Annotated in this window: 13 protein-coding genes and 2 rRNA genes (1 of these 15 cut by a window edge); 2 read left to right on the forward strand and 13 right to left on the reverse strand. The window is 66.9% G+C overall.

Going from position 1 to position 14,856, the window contains the following annotated elements; all coding sequences use genetic code 11:
- Window positions 1-109 precede the first annotated feature (109 nt).
- The 6 genes from BLT78_RS16910 to coxB are packed head-to-tail and all read right to left on the reverse strand — an operon-like array spanning window position 110 to window position 5,656.
- Window positions 110-697 carry a hypothetical protein gene (locus BLT78_RS16910; RefSeq protein ID WP_090350767.1) on the reverse strand — a complete coding sequence of 196 codons (588 nt, stop codon included), beginning with the start codon at window positions 695-697 and terminating at the stop codon, window positions 110-112.
- The gene (locus BLT78_RS16915; RefSeq protein WP_090350769.1) at window positions 675-1,433 is read right to left on the reverse strand and encodes an SURF1 family protein; all 759 of its coding nucleotides are present in this window, start codon (window positions 1,431-1,433) and stop codon (window positions 675-677) included. Before BLT78_RS16915 ends, BLT78_RS16910 begins: the two co-directional genes overlap by 23 nt.
- Before the next feature lie 10 nt (window positions 1,434-1,443).
- A complete protein-coding gene (locus tag BLT78_RS16920) occupies window positions 1,444-2,331 on the reverse strand; it encodes a cytochrome c oxidase subunit 3 (protein ID WP_090350771.1) in 888 nt (295 codons plus the stop codon).
- A gap of 12 nt (window positions 2,332-2,343) precedes the next feature.
- Entirely contained in the window at window positions 2,344-2,889 is a 546-nt protein-coding gene (locus tag BLT78_RS16925) for a cytochrome c oxidase assembly protein (protein WP_090350774.1), read from the reverse strand.
- A 22-nt stretch (window positions 2,890-2,911) separates the two neighbouring features.
- Window positions 2,912-4,519: a cytochrome c oxidase subunit I gene (gene ctaD / locus BLT78_RS16930; RefSeq protein WP_090350776.1), complete on the reverse strand. Its 1,608-nt coding sequence runs from the start codon at window positions 4,517-4,519 to the stop codon at window positions 2,912-2,914.
- A gap of 12 nt (window positions 4,520-4,531) precedes the next feature.
- Window positions 4,532-5,656: a cytochrome c oxidase subunit II gene (gene coxB / locus BLT78_RS16935; RefSeq protein WP_090350779.1), complete on the reverse strand. Its 1,125-nt coding sequence runs from the start codon at window positions 5,654-5,656 to the stop codon at window positions 4,532-4,534.
- Window positions 5,657-5,962: 306 nt separating this feature from the next.
- On the opposite strand from coxB, the gene BLT78_RS16940 reads away from it, so the two are divergent.
- A complete protein-coding gene (locus BLT78_RS16940) occupies window positions 5,963-6,604 on the forward strand; it encodes a hypothetical protein (protein ID WP_090350782.1) in 642 nt (213 codons plus the stop codon).
- Window positions 6,605-6,654: 50 nt separating this feature from the next.
- On the opposite strand, the gene BLT78_RS16945 is transcribed toward BLT78_RS16940, so the two are convergent.
- The 5 genes from BLT78_RS16945 to BLT78_RS16965 all read right to left on the reverse strand — a co-directional run bounded on the left by BLT78_RS16945 (window position 6,655) and on the right by BLT78_RS16965 (window position 11,735).
- Window positions 6,655-7,356 (reverse strand): carbonic anhydrase, encoded by a 702-nt coding sequence (locus BLT78_RS16945; RefSeq protein ID WP_090350784.1) that lies wholly within the window; start codon window positions 7,354-7,356, stop codon window positions 6,655-6,657.
- Window positions 7,357-7,493: 137 nt separating this feature from the next.
- Entirely contained in the window at window positions 7,494-8,690 is a 1,197-nt protein-coding gene (locus tag BLT78_RS16950) for an ABC transporter permease (protein WP_090350785.1), read from the reverse strand.
- Window positions 8,690-9,901, reverse strand: coding sequence for an ABC transporter permease (locus BLT78_RS16955; RefSeq protein WP_090350787.1), 1,212 nt, complete (start codon window positions 9,899-9,901; stop codon window positions 8,690-8,692). Before BLT78_RS16955 ends, BLT78_RS16950 begins: the two co-directional genes overlap by 1 nt.
- Complete coding sequence (locus tag BLT78_RS16960; protein WP_090350790.1) at window positions 9,901-10,587, reverse strand: ABC transporter ATP-binding protein; 687 nt, start codon at window positions 10,585-10,587, stop codon at window positions 9,901-9,903. The genes BLT78_RS16955 and BLT78_RS16960 overlap by 1 nt, the downstream gene beginning before the upstream one ends.
- Window positions 10,584-11,735: an efflux RND transporter periplasmic adaptor subunit gene (locus tag BLT78_RS16965; protein ID WP_090350793.1), complete on the reverse strand. Its 1,152-nt coding sequence runs from the start codon at window positions 11,733-11,735 to the stop codon at window positions 10,584-10,586. The genes BLT78_RS16960 and BLT78_RS16965 overlap by 4 nt, the downstream gene beginning before the upstream one ends.
- 106 nt (window positions 11,736-11,841) lie before the next feature.
- Here BLT78_RS16965 and BLT78_RS16970 point away from each other — a divergent pair, with 106 nt between their 5' ends.
- On the forward strand, window positions 11,842-12,744 hold the full coding sequence (locus tag BLT78_RS16970) for a D-hexose-6-phosphate mutarotase (RefSeq protein WP_231975646.1): 903 nt from the start codon (window positions 11,842-11,844) through the stop codon (window positions 12,742-12,744).
- Window positions 12,745-12,941: 197 nt separating this feature from the next.
- Here BLT78_RS16970 and rrf read toward each other — a convergent pair.
- Window positions 12,942-13,057 (reverse strand): 5S ribosomal RNA (gene rrf / locus BLT78_RS16975).
- A gap of 126 nt (window positions 13,058-13,183) precedes the next feature.
- Window positions 13,184-14,856, reverse strand: a 23S ribosomal RNA gene (locus BLT78_RS16980) (it continues 1,219 nt past the right edge of the window).

Here is a 14,856-nt window from a genome sequence, read left to right on the forward strand (position 1 = left end):
ACTGGCCACCCACTGCGGTACCGACCCGGCGCTCCCCCGCCCGGCCTGTCCCTGTCTTGACTCTAGCAGGCGCGGGCCGAGCTGCCCGCCGCGTTGCGCGCGACCCTGCTCAACCGATCTGCGAGATCTTCAGCAGGTGACGCAGATCCTCGAGGATCTGCTTGCCGTCGCTGCCGGGACCGTAGCGCAGCACCAGGTTGCCGTGCGGGTCGACGATCCACAGCTGCGCGCCCGTCTCCGGGTAGCGCTCGGCCTCCAGCGCCAGACGGCGCAACTGCGGATAGCCGGCGCGCAGCTCACCGGCGTAGTCGGCCGGCAGCGGCGCGCCATGGGCCAGCGCATGGCCGGCACGGCCCGCCTCGCGATTGAGGCCGATGTGGATCTGCCGCGCCAGGTAGACCAGCTGGCGACACTCCGCCGCACAGGCATCGGCGCTGGTCACCAGCAGCTGCCAGTGCGCCGGCTCGTCGCCGCCGGCCGCCCCCCAGTGACCGGCCACGCCGAGGTCGGCGGGGGTCTGTCCGGTGGCGATCAGCTCGCCGTGGTAGCTGCGCCCCTGCGGCACCCAGAACTGCCAGCGGTACATGGCGCTGGCCAGCAGCATCGGCCCGAGCACCACGGCGAGCAGGCCGAGCAGCTGCCAGCGGCCCCGACCGCGCCGCTGCGCCGGCCGTTCAAGCGTCAGAGCGGAACCCATCGCGCACCTCCCGTGCCTGCTTCAGACCCAACCACAGATACAGACCGAGCAAGGTCGCCGCCAGGGCGAACCACTGCACGGCATAGCCCAGATGCTTCTCGGGGCCCATGTTCACCGCCGGCCAGTCGCCGACGTAGCTGACCGGCCCCGGTTGCAGGCGGAGTTCGTCGCCCAGGCCATCGCGGCGCAGCTCGCGCCACAACGCCGGCGCGTCCACCGCGTTGACCAGCCGCGGCCAGCCCGCCGTGCTCCCGGCCTCGCCGAGCAGAAAGGCGGCGCCCGGCGGCCGGTACACCGTGGCCAGCAGGCTCAGCTCGCCCGCCGGGGTATCGAACGCCGGCGGCACGCGCCGGTCTGGCCAGGGCAGCCAGCCACGGTTGACCAGCACCCAGCGCCCGCTGGGCCGGTCGAGGAACGGCTGCAGCAGCTCGACGCCGACCCGCCCGCCGCGCTGGCGATTGTCCAGCAGCAGGCTGTGCGCGGCGTCGAACGCGCCGACCAGGCGCACGCGGCGGAAGGCCGGATCGCCCATCTCCAGCTCGCGCAGGTCCAGCGCCGGCGCCTGGCTGCGCGCCGCCTGCTCGGCCAGCAGCAGGCGCTTCTCCACGGCGCGCTGCACTTGCCAGCTGCCGAGGCCGATCAGCAGCGGCAGCAGCGCCAGCACCAGCAGGCTCGGCAGCAGCCCCGGGCGGAAGCGCGGCGCCCGGGCTGTGCGCGTGCCGGCAAGGCTGGTCATCCGCGCCCCGCTAGAGCACGTAGACGAAGATGAACAGGCCGACCCACACCACGTCGACGAAGTGCCAGTACCAGCTGGCCGCCTCGAAGCCGAAGTGCTGCTCCGGGGCGAAGTGGCCGCGCAGGATGCGGATCAGCATCACCGTCAGCATCAGCGCGCCGATGGTGACGTGGGCGCCGTGGAAGCCGGTGAGCATGAAGAAGGTGGCGCCGTAGACGCCGGAGGCTAGGGTCAGGTCGAGTTCGGTGTAGGCGTGCACGTACTCCTCGGCCTGCAGCACCAGGAAGGCCACGCCGAGCAGCACGGTCAGCGCCAGCCAGGCCTTGAGCGCGCCGCGCCTGGCGTGGCGCAGGGCGTGGTGGGCGAAGGTGAGGGTGAAGCTGGAGGACACCAGCAGCACGGTGTTGATCAGCGGCAGGTGCCAGGGGTCGATGATCCCCTGCGGCGCCGGGTAGGCCTTGGGATCGGGGTTGTCGAGCAGCGGCCAGCTGAACTGGAAGTCCGGCCACAGCATGGCGCTGACGCCCTTGTCGCCCTCGCCGTCCAGCCACGGTCCGGCGAACACCCGCAGGTAGAACAGCGCGCCGAAGAAGGCGGCGAAGAACATCACCTCGGAGAAGATGAACCAGCGCATGCCCCAGCGGAACGAGCGGTCCATCTGCGCGCTGTACAGGCCGCTGCGGCTCTCGTGGATGACGTTACCGAACCAGCCGAACAGCATCCAGGCCAGCAGCAGCGCGCCGACGAAGAAGATCAGCGGGCCGCTGGAGTCGGCGCGCGCCGCCTTGAGGTCGTTGAACCAGGTGCCCAGGCCGACCACCGTGACCAGCAGGCCGAGGGTGGCGATGATCGGCCACTTGCTCTGCTCGGGAACGTAGTACTGCTCGTGCGTAGCCATGTGTCGTTCTCCTTAGCCGCCGTTGCGGGCCACGGGCTGGCGGGCGGTGATGTCGAACAGCGTGTAGCCCAGGGTCAGGTGCTGCACGTCGGCCGGCAGGTCGCGGTCGACGATGAAGCGCACCGGCATCTCGATGCGCTCGCCGGGCTGCAGCACCTGCTGGGTGAAGCAGAAGCACTCGGTCTTGTGGAAGTAGGCCGCCGCCTTGCTCGGCGCCACGCTGGGGATGGCCTGGGCGGTCATCGCTCGGTCGGTCGGGTTGTGAGCGACGAACAGCATCTGGTTGACCGCGCCGGGATGCACCACCAGCTCATCCTCCTGCGGGGCGAACTGCCAGGTCATCCCGGCGGCGTTGGTGGCGAGGAACTGCACGCGCACCGTGCGCGCCGCGTCCACCTGCTGGCTGCCGCTCCAGGCGCCGGCGGTCTTGCCGTTGATACCGAAGGCCTGGCACATCACGTCGTACAGCGGCACCAGGGCGAAGCCGAAACCGAACATCGCCACCACCACCAGCAGCAGGCGGCGGACCAGACGGCGGGTATCGAGGCTGTCGCTCATCGCAAGCTCCTCGCGTGACGGCTCAGTGCAGGCGGCTGCGCTCGTCGACTTCCGGCGGGGTCTGGAAGGTGTGGTAGGGCGCCGGCGAAGGCACCGTCCACTCCAGGCCGTGGGCGCCGTCCCACGGCTTGTCGGCCGCCTGCGGCCCGCCGCGCACGCACTTGATGACGATGAACAGGAACAGCAGCTGGGTGGCGCCGAACAGGAAGGCGCCGACGCTGGAGACCATGTTGAAGTTGGCGAACATCAGGTTGTAGTCGGGGATGCGCCGCGGCATGCCGGCCAGGCCGACGAAGTGCATGGGGAAGAAGGCCAGGTTCATGCCGACGAAGGACAGCCAGAAGTGCAGCCTGGCCAGGGTCTCGTCGTACATGTGCCCGGTCCACTTCGGCAGCCAGTAGTAGGTCGAGGCGAAGATGCCGAAGATCGCTCCCGGCACCAGTACGTAGTGGAAGTGCGCCACCACGAAGTAGGTGTCGTGGTACTGGAAGTCCGCCGGAGCGATGGCCAGCATCAGTCCGGAGAAGCCGCCGATGGTGAACAGGATGACGAAGGCCACGGCGAACAGCATCGGCGCCTCGAAGCTCAGCGAGCCGCGCCACATGGTGCTGACCCAGTTGAACACCTTCACCCCGGTGGGCACGGCGATCAGCATGGTGGCGTACATGAAGAACAGCTCGCCGGTCAGCGGAATGCCGACGGTGAACATGTGGTGCGCCCAGACGATGAACGACAGGAAGGCGATCGCGCCGGTGGCGTAGACCATCGAGGTGTAGCCGAACAGCTGCTTGCGACTGAAGGTGGGGATGATCGCGCTGACCGCGCCGAACGCGGGCAGGATCATGATGTACACCTCGGGGTGGCCGAAGAACCAGAACACGTGCTGGAACAGCACCGGGTCGCCGCCGCCGGCGGCGCTGAAGAAGCTGGTGCCGAAGTGGATGTCCATCAGCATCATCGTCACCACCCCGGCCAGCACCGGCATCACCGCGATCAGCAGGAAGGCGGTGATCAGCCAGGTCCAGACGAACAGCGGCATCTGCATCAGGGTCATGCCCGGCGCGCGCAGGTTGAGCACGGTGGCGATCACGTTGATCGCGCCCATGATCGAGCTGATGCCCATCAGGTGCACGGCGAAGATGAAGAAGGTGACGCTCTCCGGCGCGTAGGTGGTGGATAGCGGCGCATAGAAGGTCCAGCCGAAGTTGGGGCCGCCACCCTCCATGAACAGGGTGCTGGCGAGCAGGCCGAAGGCCGCCGGCAGCAGCCAGAAGCTGAAGTTGTTCATCCGCGGCAGGGCCATGTCCGGCGCGCCGATCATCAGCGGGATCATCCAGTTGGCCAGGCCGACGAAGGCCGGCATCACCGCGCCGAACACCATGATCAGCCCGTGCATGGTGGTCATCTGGTTGAAGAATTCCGGCTGGACGATCTGCAGGCCGGGCTGGAACAGTTCGGCGCGGATGACCATGGCCATGCTGCCGCCGAACAGAAACATGGCGAAGCTGAACACCAGGTACATCGTGCCGATGTCCTTGTGGTTGGTGGTCAGCACCCAACGCATCAGGCCCTTGGCCGGGCCGTGGGCGGCGTGGCCGTGCTCCGGATGGGAGTCGATCGCTGCGCTCATCGCGGCCTCTCCTTACTTGGCGGAATTCTTGAACGCCGCGATCTCCTGCGGCGTGACCATGTCCCCGGTCTTGTTGCCCCAGGCGTTGCGCTCGTAGGTGATGATCGCGGCCAGATCGACCTCGGACAGCTGCTTGCCGAAGGCGGCCATGGCGGTGCCCGGCTTGCCGTCGACCACGATGCCCATGTGCCCCTCTTTCGGCCCGGTGGCGATCGCAGAGCCCTTGAGCGCCGGGAACACCGGCGGCATGCCTTCGCCCGAGGGCTGGTGACAGGCCGCGCAGCTGGTCTGGTAGGCCTTTTCGCCGCGCGCCATCAGCTCGTCGAAGCTCCACTCCTTGCCGGTCAGCTCCCTGGCCTCGAGCGCCTCGGCCTTGCGCTCGGCCAGCCAGGCGGCATAGTCCTCGGCGCTCTTGGCCTCGACGACGATGGGCATGAAGCCGTGGTCCTTGCCGCACAGCTCGGTGCACTGGCCGCGGTACAGGCCGGGCTGGTCGATGCGCGTCCAGGCCTCGTTGACGAAACCGGGAATGGCGTCCTTCTTCACCGCCAGCGCCGGCACCCACCAGGAGTGGATCACGTCGGCGGCGGTGACCAGGAAGCGCACCTTGGCGCCGACCGGCACCACCAGCGGGTTGTCCACTTCCAGCAGGTAGTGCTGGTCCTTGGGCGCCAGGTTGTCGATCTGCGCGCGCGGCGTGGCGAGGTTGCTGAAGAACTCGACGTCCTGGCCCAGGTACTTGTAGTGCCACTTCCACTGGTAGGCGGTGACCTGCACGTCGAGGTCGGGCTCGCTGTTGTCGTAGATGGCGATCAGCGTGCGGGTGGCCGGCACCGCCATCAGCACGAGGATGACGAAGGGCACGATGGTCCAGAGGATCTCCACCCAGGTGTGCTCGTGGAACTGCGCCGGCTGCTGGCCCTGGCTACGTCGATGCATGAGCATCGACCAGAACATCGCGCCGAACACCACCACGCCGATGACCACGCAGATCCAGAAGATGGTCATGTGCAGGTCGAACACCGAGCGGCTGACCTCGGTGGCGCCGGCCCCCATGTTGATGGTCCAGTCGGCGCGGGCCGTCAGTGCGGTCGACGTCAGCGTGGCTCCCAGCCAGAATTGCGGCAGTCGCAACATCCCGGGTCCCCTTCTTCTCGTTCTTGTCGTTCCGGTCGGCTGTCCGCGCCCAAGGCTGTGCGACCGGCTGCAGCCGCACGCGTCTCCCCCAGTCGCTGGAGTGCCGCCGGGTTCCTTCTGTGCACACCAGACGAGCTGAGTATAGACAGGCGCGGCGCAGCGGCAATTTCACCGCCATAGCGTGAAGTGCGTCACGCCGGAAGAGATCGAACGCCTGCCGGGACTTGCCGCAGGTCAAGTGGCGCCAGTGGCTATTTGCAACTATGTTGCACCTTGTTCTCAACAACCACCGGAGATCCATCGCCCATGAACATCGCCGCCCTGCGCGAGCGCATCGATCTGGCTCTGCAACACGAAACCGACAACGGAACCCTGGCTGCCGGGCTCGCCGAACGCGTGGGGGGGCTGCACCGGGCCATCCGGCTGCCCGACAGTGATGCGCCGCAGGCCCTGCTGCGTTTCGTGCAGGCCTATGTCGACGAGGTTCCGGCGCTGGTGGAGGCAGCCGCCAGCGTGGCCGCCGAGGCCGGCATCGATGCGCAGATCAAGCCGGTGCTGCGACTGGCCGAAGAGTTCTTCCTGCATCCGCCGCAGCTGCTGGAGCAGCAGGAGGGGCTGGAAGCGCTGCTGGACGAGGCCTATCTGGCCCATCGCCTGGTGGAGGAGGTCAATGACCGCTACATCGCCCATTTCGGGCAGCCGCTGATTCCGCTGGATACCACGGTGGCCAATCTGGTGGCCCACCAGCTGATCGGCGAGAACTTCGCCAATCAGCTGGACGCCGCCGTGCACCATGCCAGCGAGGCCCTGCTCGACCCAGGGATCTTCACCGCCGAGTCGGCCGAGACCTATCGGGCGAAGCTGGCCAATCCGAAGCTGCTCGCCGCCTGGCGACAGTGGCCCTGTCTGTCGCGCCGGCTGGGCATCGATCTGCAACTGAACAACTGACGAACCACGCTCGTGGGACAAGCCGCAGCCGGATGCTGCGGCCCTGTCGTTCAGCCGTTGTAGCGCGAGCGCGGGGTGGCCATCGGCACCACCTCGCCATCGAGGGGGAGGAAGCGGCCGCTTGCCGCGTCGTAGGCGATGATCTCGCTGGTCTCGATGTTGTACACCCAGCCATGGATGAACACCTGGCCACTGGCGACCCGCGCCGCCACCGAGGGGTGGGTCAGCAGGTGGTTGAGCTGGGCCACCACGTTCTCCTCGGTGAGCAGCTCCAGGTGCTCCTGGCCGCAGTCGCAGCGCGCGAAGTTCTGTTCGACCACGGTGCGCGCCACTTCGGCGTGACGCAGCCAGCCCTTCACCGTCGGCATGCTTTCCAGCGATTGCGGGTTGAGCACCGCCTTCATCGCGCCACAGTCGGAGTGACCGCAGACGATGATGTGGCGCACGCCGAGCGCCACCACCGCGTACTCGATGGCGGTGGACACGCCGCCGTTCATCTGTCCGTAGGGCGGCACCACGTTGCCGACGTTGCGGGTGACGAACAGGTCGCCCGGTGAGCTCTGGGTGATCAGTTCGGGGACGATGCGCGAGTCGGCGCAGGTGATGAACATGGCGCGCGGGTTCTGCGCCGTGGCGAGCTTCTTGAACAGCTCTTCCTGAGCGGGAAACACCTCGCTGCGAAAACGCTTGAAGCCATCGACGATACTGCCCAGCGCCTCATCGGCAGTCGACGGATTGTTCTTCTCTGGCATGGGTTCACTCACTATCAGCTCTCAGAATCTTGGCGCGGCCGCCGGCTTGCAGCCGTGGACGCTTGACGACTGTTGTAACCGACAACGCCGGCGCGGACAAAGTCACACTTCGCCACTCAGGCTCTGTAGCGGGGCGGTCACTCGCTGCGCAGCGCATCCACCGGATGCAGGCGCGCAGCGCGCAGCGCCGGGGCGACGCCGGCGAGGATGCCGACCAGCCCCGCGAGCAGCAGCGCGAGGAGAAGGAACAGCGGTTGCGGGCGCAGCGGCAGTCCCGGCATGGCCAGGTGCAGGGTGCCGAGCAGACCGCCGAGCAGCAACAGGCCGAGCAGGCCACCGGCCAGCGACAGCAGCACGGCCTCGGCGAGGAACAGCCCGAGCACCTGCCGCGGCGGCGCGCCGAGCGCGCGCAGCAGGCCGATCTCGGCGCTGCGCTCGCCGACCGTGGTGGTCATGATGGTGAGGATGCCCACCGCACCGACCAGCAGGGAGATGCCACCGAGGCCGGCCACCGCCGCGCTGAGGATGGCGAGGATGCGGTCGAGGCTGGCGAGCATGTCGTCCTGGGTGGTCAGACTGAAGTCCTCGGCGCCGTGGCGCTCGATCAGGACGGCACGGATGCGCTCGGCCAGCACCGCCGAGCCGGTCGAGGCGCGGTACATCACGTTGATCTCCATCAGCCCCTCGCGATTGAACAGGTTTTCCGCCCAGTCCACCGGGATGTAGGCCACGTCGTCGAGATCGAAGCCGAGCATCTGGCCTTTCTCGGCCATCACGCCGACCACCCGGAAGCGCGTGCCACCGATGCGCACCAGCTCGCCGAGCGGGTTGGTGTTGCCGAACAGCTCGCGGCGCACCTTGTGACCGAGCACCGCCTGCGGCGGCGAGCGGCCGTCGCGCGGCTCGGGCAGGAAGCGGCCGAGGGCCAGACGAAAGCGCCAGGCCTCGGCCAACTGGTGACCGGCGCCGAGGATGTCGCTGCTGCGGCTACGCTGGCCGAAGCGGATCGCCCCACTGCCCTGGATGATCGGCACCACCGTCTCGACGTGGGCAAGGCGGCGCAGGGCGTCGGCGTCGGCCAGGGTCAGCGGCCGCGCACTGGCCAGCAAACCGCCGATGCCACCGGTCTGCGTGCGCCCGGGATGGATGGCGACGATGCGGGTGCCGAATTGCGAGAAGGTGTCCAGCACATAGAAGCGCAGCCCCTCGCCGATGGCGGTGAGCAGTGTCACCGCGGCAATGCCGATGGCCACGCCGAGCAGGGTCAGCAGGGTACGCAGCGGCCGGCCGAGCAGGGCGCCGGCGGTCAGCCGCAGACCATCGCCCAGGCGCATCAGCGCGCTCCCGCCGGGCGCAGCGCCGTCACCGGTTCCAGCCGCGCCGCGCGTTCGGCCGGCAGCCAGGCGAACGCCAGCGCGGTACCGAGCGCCAGGGCCAGTGCACCGCCTCGCGCCCACCAGGGCGCCAGCAGCGGCAGGTCCCACAACAGGCGGGCCAGCCAGAGCAGCAGCTCGCCACAAGCCAGACCGGCCAGCGCTCCGACCACGGCCAGCAGGGCCGCCTCGCCGACGAACAGCAGGCGCACCTGTGCCGGGGTGGCGCCAAGCGCCTTGAGCAGACCGATCTCGGCGGTGCGTTGGCTGACCGCGATCCAGGTGACGTTCATGATCAGCACACCGGCGACCAGCAGGCTGATGGCGGCGATACCGGCCAGCGCCAGGCCGAGGGTGGCGAGGATGTCGTCGAAGGCGGCGAGCATGGAGTCCTGGCTGATCAGGGTGACGTCCTCCTCGCCCTCGTGGCGCTCGGTGAGCAGGGTGCGGATCTGTCGCTTGCCGGACTCCAGCACTGCCGGGCTGCGCACCTCGGCGAACAGGCGGAACAAGCCCTCGCGGTCGAACAGCGCCTGGGCGCTCGCCACCGGGATCACCAGCAGCTCGGCGAAGTCCATGCCCAGCGACTCGCCGCGGGTCTCCAGCACCCCGATCACCCGGAAGCGCCGGCCGCCGACACGCAGCCACTCGCCCAGCACCGGACGGCTGCCGAACAGCTCGCGGCGCAGGCTCGGTCCGATCACGCAGACCGCTGCGGGCTGCTCGAGGGCCAGCTCCGGCAGTAACTGGCCCTGGCTGACCGCGAGCTGGCGCAAGGCGAAGAAGCTGCGGCTGGTGCCGAGCACGAAGGCCTCGCGGCTGCGCCCGCCGGCCGTCACCTCGAGCAGGCCGGCCTGCAACGGTGCGACCCGGCGCACCGCCGGCAGACGCGCCACCGCCTCGGCATCCTGCAGGGTCAGGTCGCGCGGAGCGAGACCGGTGAGCGGCGGAACTCCGCCGGTGGTTTCCTTGCGGCCGGGCAGGACGATCAGGGTATTGCGCCCGAGCAGCGAGAACTCATCGAGCACGAAGGTCCGCGCCCCCTCGGCAAGGCCGGTGAGCAGGATCACCGCCAGCACGCCGATGCCGATCGCCAGCAGCAGCATCAGGCTGCGCGAGCGGTGGCCGCGCAGCGCACCCAGCCACAGCTCGACGGCGTCGGTGACGCGCATCAGCCCGCACCTGCGGAAGCGCTGTCGGCAACGATGCGTCCGTCGCGCATGCGCAGTCTGCGCCGGGCGCGGACGCCGAGCGCGGCGTCGTGGGTCACCACCAGCAGGGTCAGCCCCTCGGCGTTGAGCTCCTCGAGCAGCTCCACCACCTCGGCGCCGGAATGGCTGTCGAGGTTGCCGGTCGGCTCGTCGGCCAGCAGCAGCGTCGGCTGCATGACCATGGCGCGGGCTATGGCCACGCGCTGACGCTGGCCACCGGACAGCTCGCCAGGCCGGTGCGCCAGGCGGTCGCCGAGGCTCAGGCGCTCGGCCAAGCGGCCGCTGCGCTGGCGCCGCTCGACCGGCGGTATGCCGGCCAGCAGCATCGGCAGCTCGATGTTCTCCTGTGCGGTGAGACGCGCAATCAGGTGGTAGGACTGGAACACGAAGCCGATGTGACGGCTGCGCAGAGCGGCGCGGCGCTCCTCGTCGAGGGCTGCGGTGGGCTCGCCATTGAGCCAGTATTCGCCGGCATCCGGCGCATCCAGCAGGCCGAGCACGTTGAGCAGGGTCGACTTGCCCGAACCGGAGGGGCCCATCACCGACAGGTACTCGCCGGCGTCGACCTCGAGGTCGACCGCATCCAGGCCCATCACCCGCTGCTCGCCGAGCCGGAAACAGCGGGTCACCCCGCGCAGGCGGATCATCGTGTCGGCTCCGCACCGTCCAGCGGCGTCACCGCCGCGCCGTCGCCGAGGCCTTCCTGTTCCAGGCTGGGCAGGATCCGCTCGCCGGCGGCGAGGCCGGCGCGCACCTCGGTCCAGCGCCAGTTGGCCAGCCCGGTGTCCACGCTCACGGCGCGCAGCACGCCACGCTCGGCGTCGTAACGCAGCACCTGATGGCCGTCCAGCAGACTCTCGCTGGGCACCCGCAGCACGTCCGCACGCTGCTCGATGAGGATCTCCACGTCGGCGCTGTAGCCGGTGAGCAGGGCAACGTCGGCGGGCGGCTCGCTGAATCGTGCCTCGATGTCGACGGTGCGAGCCTGCTTTTCCAGTTCGCGAACGAAGGGCGCGATGCGCGTCACCGTACCGGCGAAGATCCGACCACGAAAGGCGTCCAGGCTGATGTGCACCGGCAGGCCGAGGCGCACGCGCGCGGCATCCACCTCGTCGATCGGCGCCTCGACGTACAGGCAGCCGTCGTCGATCAGGTCCACTGCCGGCGGGGTGGGGATACCCGGCGGCGAGGGGGTAACGAACTCGCCGACTTCGCCATTGATCTCGGCGACTATGCCGGAGAAGGGCGCGCGCAGGGTCTTCTGGTCGAGCAGTGCGCGCTGCAGGGCCAGGGCCGCCTCGGCTTCGGCGATCCGCGCGCTGGCCGCCTCGCACTCCAGGAGGGACAGCCGCGCCCGGGTCTGGGCGCGGTCGAGCAGATCGGCCGCCGCCAGGCGGCGCTCGGCGAGGCCGCGCAGGCGCGCCACCTCGCGACCATCCAGGTCGGCCTGGGCACACTGACGTTGCCGCGCGTTGTCCTGCAGGAGCAGACGCGCCTCGGCCTCGGCCACCCGCGCCTGCTGATCGTCCTGGCGCAGACGCATCAGCACCTGACCGGGCGCCACCCGATCGCCTTCGGCGACCAGCCGTTCGCTGACCGGCGCGCCCAGATTGAACGACAACTGCGAACGACGGCAGGCCTTGAGCGTGCCTGCACGGCTATTGGCAACCAGCGACTCCACCGGCCCGCGACTCACGGTCAGCAATGTCACCGGTAGCGGTTGCGGACGTTGCCACCACCAGACCACCACTGCAGCTGCCAGCAGCACGAGCGCTGCAACCACCCACTTGCGCATGCCTCACTCCCCGGTCGGCATCCCGTGTTCAGGGTAGACGGCCGGCATGGTGTCAGTCGGTCGTACGGGGAATAATGCACTCCTCTCCAACCACAAGGATGCTCCTGTGACCCAGATTCACCGCGAACTCTTTGGCGAGCTGCCCTGCTGGCGGGTGCTCACCGCCGACGCCGAGCTGCTGGTTGCCGAGCAAGGTGCCCAGATCCTCAGCTACCAGCGCCGTGGCGAGCCACCGCTGATCTGGCTCAGCGAGCAGGCACGCGGTATCCGCGGCCAATCAGTACGCGGCGGGATACCGGTGTGCTGGCCGTGGTTCGGTGATCTGGCGCGCAATCCGGCCGTCGTGCTCGCCCAGTACCGGGGCGGGGCGGCCCCCTTTCATGGCCTGGTGCGCAACCTGGCCTGGGAATGCCAGGTACAGGAAGAGAGCGGTGACGAAGTACGTCTGCTGTTCACCTGCCCGCAGCCACCAGAAGGGCTGCCGGACTGGCCACAGGCGGTCGACATCGAGCTGGAGATCCGCCTCGGCGAACGCCTGCAGCTCGAGCTGCGCAGCCACAACCGTGGCCAGCGCCCGGTATGGATCAGCCAGGCACTGCACAGCTACTTCGCGGTCAGCGACATTCGCGATGTGGAAGTGCGGGGAGTGGAAGACTGCCGTTATATCGAGACGCTCGAAGGCTGGTGCGAGCGTAAGCAGGACGGCGCTCTGCACTTCTGCGCCGAGACCGACCGCATCTACCTCGACCTGCCAGCACGCCTGGCGCTGCACGACCGCGGCTGGCAGCGCCGGTTGCTCATCGAGAGCCGCAGCTCCCGCACGGCGGTGCTGTGGAATCCGTGGATCGACAAGGCTCAGCGGCTGACGCAGTTCGCCGAAGACGCCTGGCAACGCATGCTGTGCATCGAAACCGCCAACGTGTGGGACGATTGTCTGGAACTCGCACCGGGAGCCCGCCACAGCCTGGGCCTGTGTCTATGGAGCGAGGCACTCGGCAGCAGCACGTGACAGGGACTGGCTCCCCTGCCTGTTGATTGCCGTCAGGCTTGCCTGACGGCGATGGCGCGTGACCATCGCGGACCAGCGCCGCAGCTCCGGCCCTAAAGGCTTCTCCCGCCGGCGCGATAGGCCACCCGAGGCAAGCTTTTCGGCCCGAAAAGACGAAACCCCGACCAGCATGAGCTGATCGGGGTCTCTGTATAGGTGCTTGACGATGACCTACTCTCACATGGGGAAGCCCCACACTACCATCGGCGATGCGTCGTTTCACTGCTGAGTTCGGGATGGGATCAGGTGGTTCCAACGCTCTATGGTCGTCAAGCAATTCGGTTGGGGCATCGCCGTGGCGCTACCCCGAATCGGGTACGTGATAGTCGTATTCGGTAATTTGCGGTTCTGCAAGCTTTCGGCCTGTCTCACGCAAACAATCAGATTGTTTGGGTGTTATATGGTCAAGCCTCACGGGCAATTAGTACTGGTTAGCTCAACGCCTCACAACGCTTACACACCCAGCCTATCAACGTCGTAGTCTTCGACGGCCCTTCAGGGAGCTCGAGGCTCCAGTGAGATCTCATCTTGAGGCAAGTTTCCCGCTTAGATGCTTTCAGCGGTTATCTTTTCCGAACATAGCTACCCGGCAATGCCACTGGCGTGACAACCGGAACACCAGAGGTTCGTCCAACCCGGTCCTCTCGTACTAAGGTCAGCCCCTCTCAAATCTCAAACGTCCACGGCAGATAGGGACCGAACTGTCTCACGACGTTCTAAACCCAGCTCGCGTACCACTTTAAATGGCGAACAGCCATACCCTTGGGACCGGCTTCAGCCCCAGGATGTGATGAGCCGACATCGAGGTGCCAAACACCGCCGTCGATATGAACTCTTGGGCGGTATCAGCCTGTTATCCCCGGAGTACCTTTTATCCGTTGAGCGATGGCCCTTCCATACAGAACCACCGGATCACTAAGACCTACTTTCGTACCTGCTCGACGTGTCTGTCTCGCAGTCAAGCGCGCTTTTGCCTTTATACTCTGCGACCGATTTCCGACCGGTCTGAGCGCACCTTCGTACTCCTCCGTTACTCTTTGGGAGGAGACCGCCCCAGTCAAACTACCCACCATACACTGTCCTCGATCCGGATAACGGACCAGAGTTAGAACCTCAAGATTGCCAGGGTGGTATTTCAAGGATGGCTCCACGCGAACTGGCGTCCACGCTTCAAAGCCTCCCACCTATCCTACACAAGCAAGCTCAAAGTCCAGTGCAAAGCTATAGTAAAGGTTCACGGGGTCTTTCCGTCTAGCCGCGGATACACTGCATCTTCACAGCGATTTCAATTTCACTGAGTCTCGGGTGGAGACAGCGCCGCCATCGTTACGCCATTCGTGCAGGTCGGAACTTACCCGACAAGGAATTTCGCTACCTTAGGACCGTTATAGTTACGGCCGCCGTTTACCGGGGCTTCGATCAAGAGCTTCGCTTGCGCTAACCCCATCAATTAACCTTCCGGCACCGGGCAGGCGTCACACCCTATACGTCCACTTTCGTGTTTGCAGAGTGCTGTGTTTTTAATAAACAGTCGCAGCGGCCTGGTATCTTCGACCGGCATGGGCTTACGTAGTAAATACTTCACCCTCACCGGCGCACCTTCTCCCGAAGTTACGGTGCCATTTTGCCTAGTTCCTTCACCCGAGTTCTCTCAAGCGCCTTGGTATTCTCTACCCGACCACCTGTGTCGGTTTGGGGTACGGTTCCTAGTTACCTGAAGCTTAGAGGCTTTTCCTGGAAGCATGGCATCAACCACTTCGCATTCTAAAAGAACGCTCGTCATCAGCTCTCGGCCTAGATTTCCCGGATTTGCCTAAGAAATCAGCCTACCACCTTAAACTTGGACAACCAACGCCAAGCTGGCCTAGCCTTCTCCGTCCCCCCATCGCAGTAACTAGAAGTACAGGAATATTAACCTGTTTCCCATCGACTACGCTCTTCAGCCTCGCCTTAGGGACCGACTAACCCTGCGTCGATTAACGTTGCGCAGGAACCCTTGGTCTTTCGGCGTGGGAGTTTTTCACTCCCATTGTCGTTACTCATGTCAGCATTCGCACTTCTGATACCTCCAGC

This window comes from Pseudomonas oryzae (genome assembly GCF_900104805.1).
GTDB lineage: Bacteria > Pseudomonadota > Gammaproteobacteria > Pseudomonadales > Pseudomonadaceae > Geopseudomonas > Geopseudomonas oryzae.

Bases quoted from the DNA above. Each gene is read 5' to 3' on its own strand.
- BLT78_RS16910 (WP_090350767.1), bottom strand. From the start codon at position 697: ATGGGTTCCGCTCTGACGCTTGAACGGCCGGCGCAGCGGCGCGGTCGG.
- BLT78_RS16915 (WP_090350769.1), bottom strand. From the start codon at position 1,433: ATGACCAGCCTTGCCGGCACGCGCACAGCCCGGGCGCCGCGCTTCCGC.
- BLT78_RS16920 (WP_090350771.1), bottom strand. From the start codon at position 2,331: ATGGCTACGCACGAGCAGTACTACGTTCCCGAGCAGAGCAAGTGGCCG.
- BLT78_RS16925 (WP_090350774.1), bottom strand. From the start codon at position 2,889: ATGAGCGACAGCCTCGATACCCGCCGTCTGGTCCGCCGCCTGCTGCTG.
- ctaD (WP_090350776.1), bottom strand. From the start codon at position 4,519: ATGAGCGCAGCGATCGACTCCCATCCGGAGCACGGCCACGCCGCCCAC.
- coxB (WP_090350779.1), bottom strand. From the start codon at position 5,656: ATGTTGCGACTGCCGCAATTCTGGCTGGGAGCCACGCTGACGTCGACC.
- BLT78_RS16940 (WP_090350782.1), top strand. From the start codon at position 5,963: ATGAACATCGCCGCCCTGCGCGAGCGCATCGATCTGGCTCTGCAACAC.
- BLT78_RS16945 (WP_090350784.1), bottom strand. From the start codon at position 7,356: ATGCCAGAGAAGAACAATCCGTCGACTGCCGATGAGGCGCTGGGCAGT.
- BLT78_RS16950 (WP_090350785.1), bottom strand. From the start codon at position 8,690: ATGCGCCTGGGCGATGGTCTGCGGCTGACCGCCGGCGCCCTGCTCGGC.
- BLT78_RS16955 (WP_090350787.1), bottom strand. From the start codon at position 9,901: ATGCGCGTCACCGACGCCGTCGAGCTGTGGCTGGGTGCGCTGCGCGGC.
- BLT78_RS16960 (WP_090350790.1), bottom strand. From the start codon at position 10,587: ATGATCCGCCTGCGCGGGGTGACCCGCTGTTTCCGGCTCGGCGAGCAG.
- BLT78_RS16965 (WP_090350793.1), bottom strand. From the start codon at position 11,735: ATGCGCAAGTGGGTGGTTGCAGCGCTCGTGCTGCTGGCAGCTGCAGTG.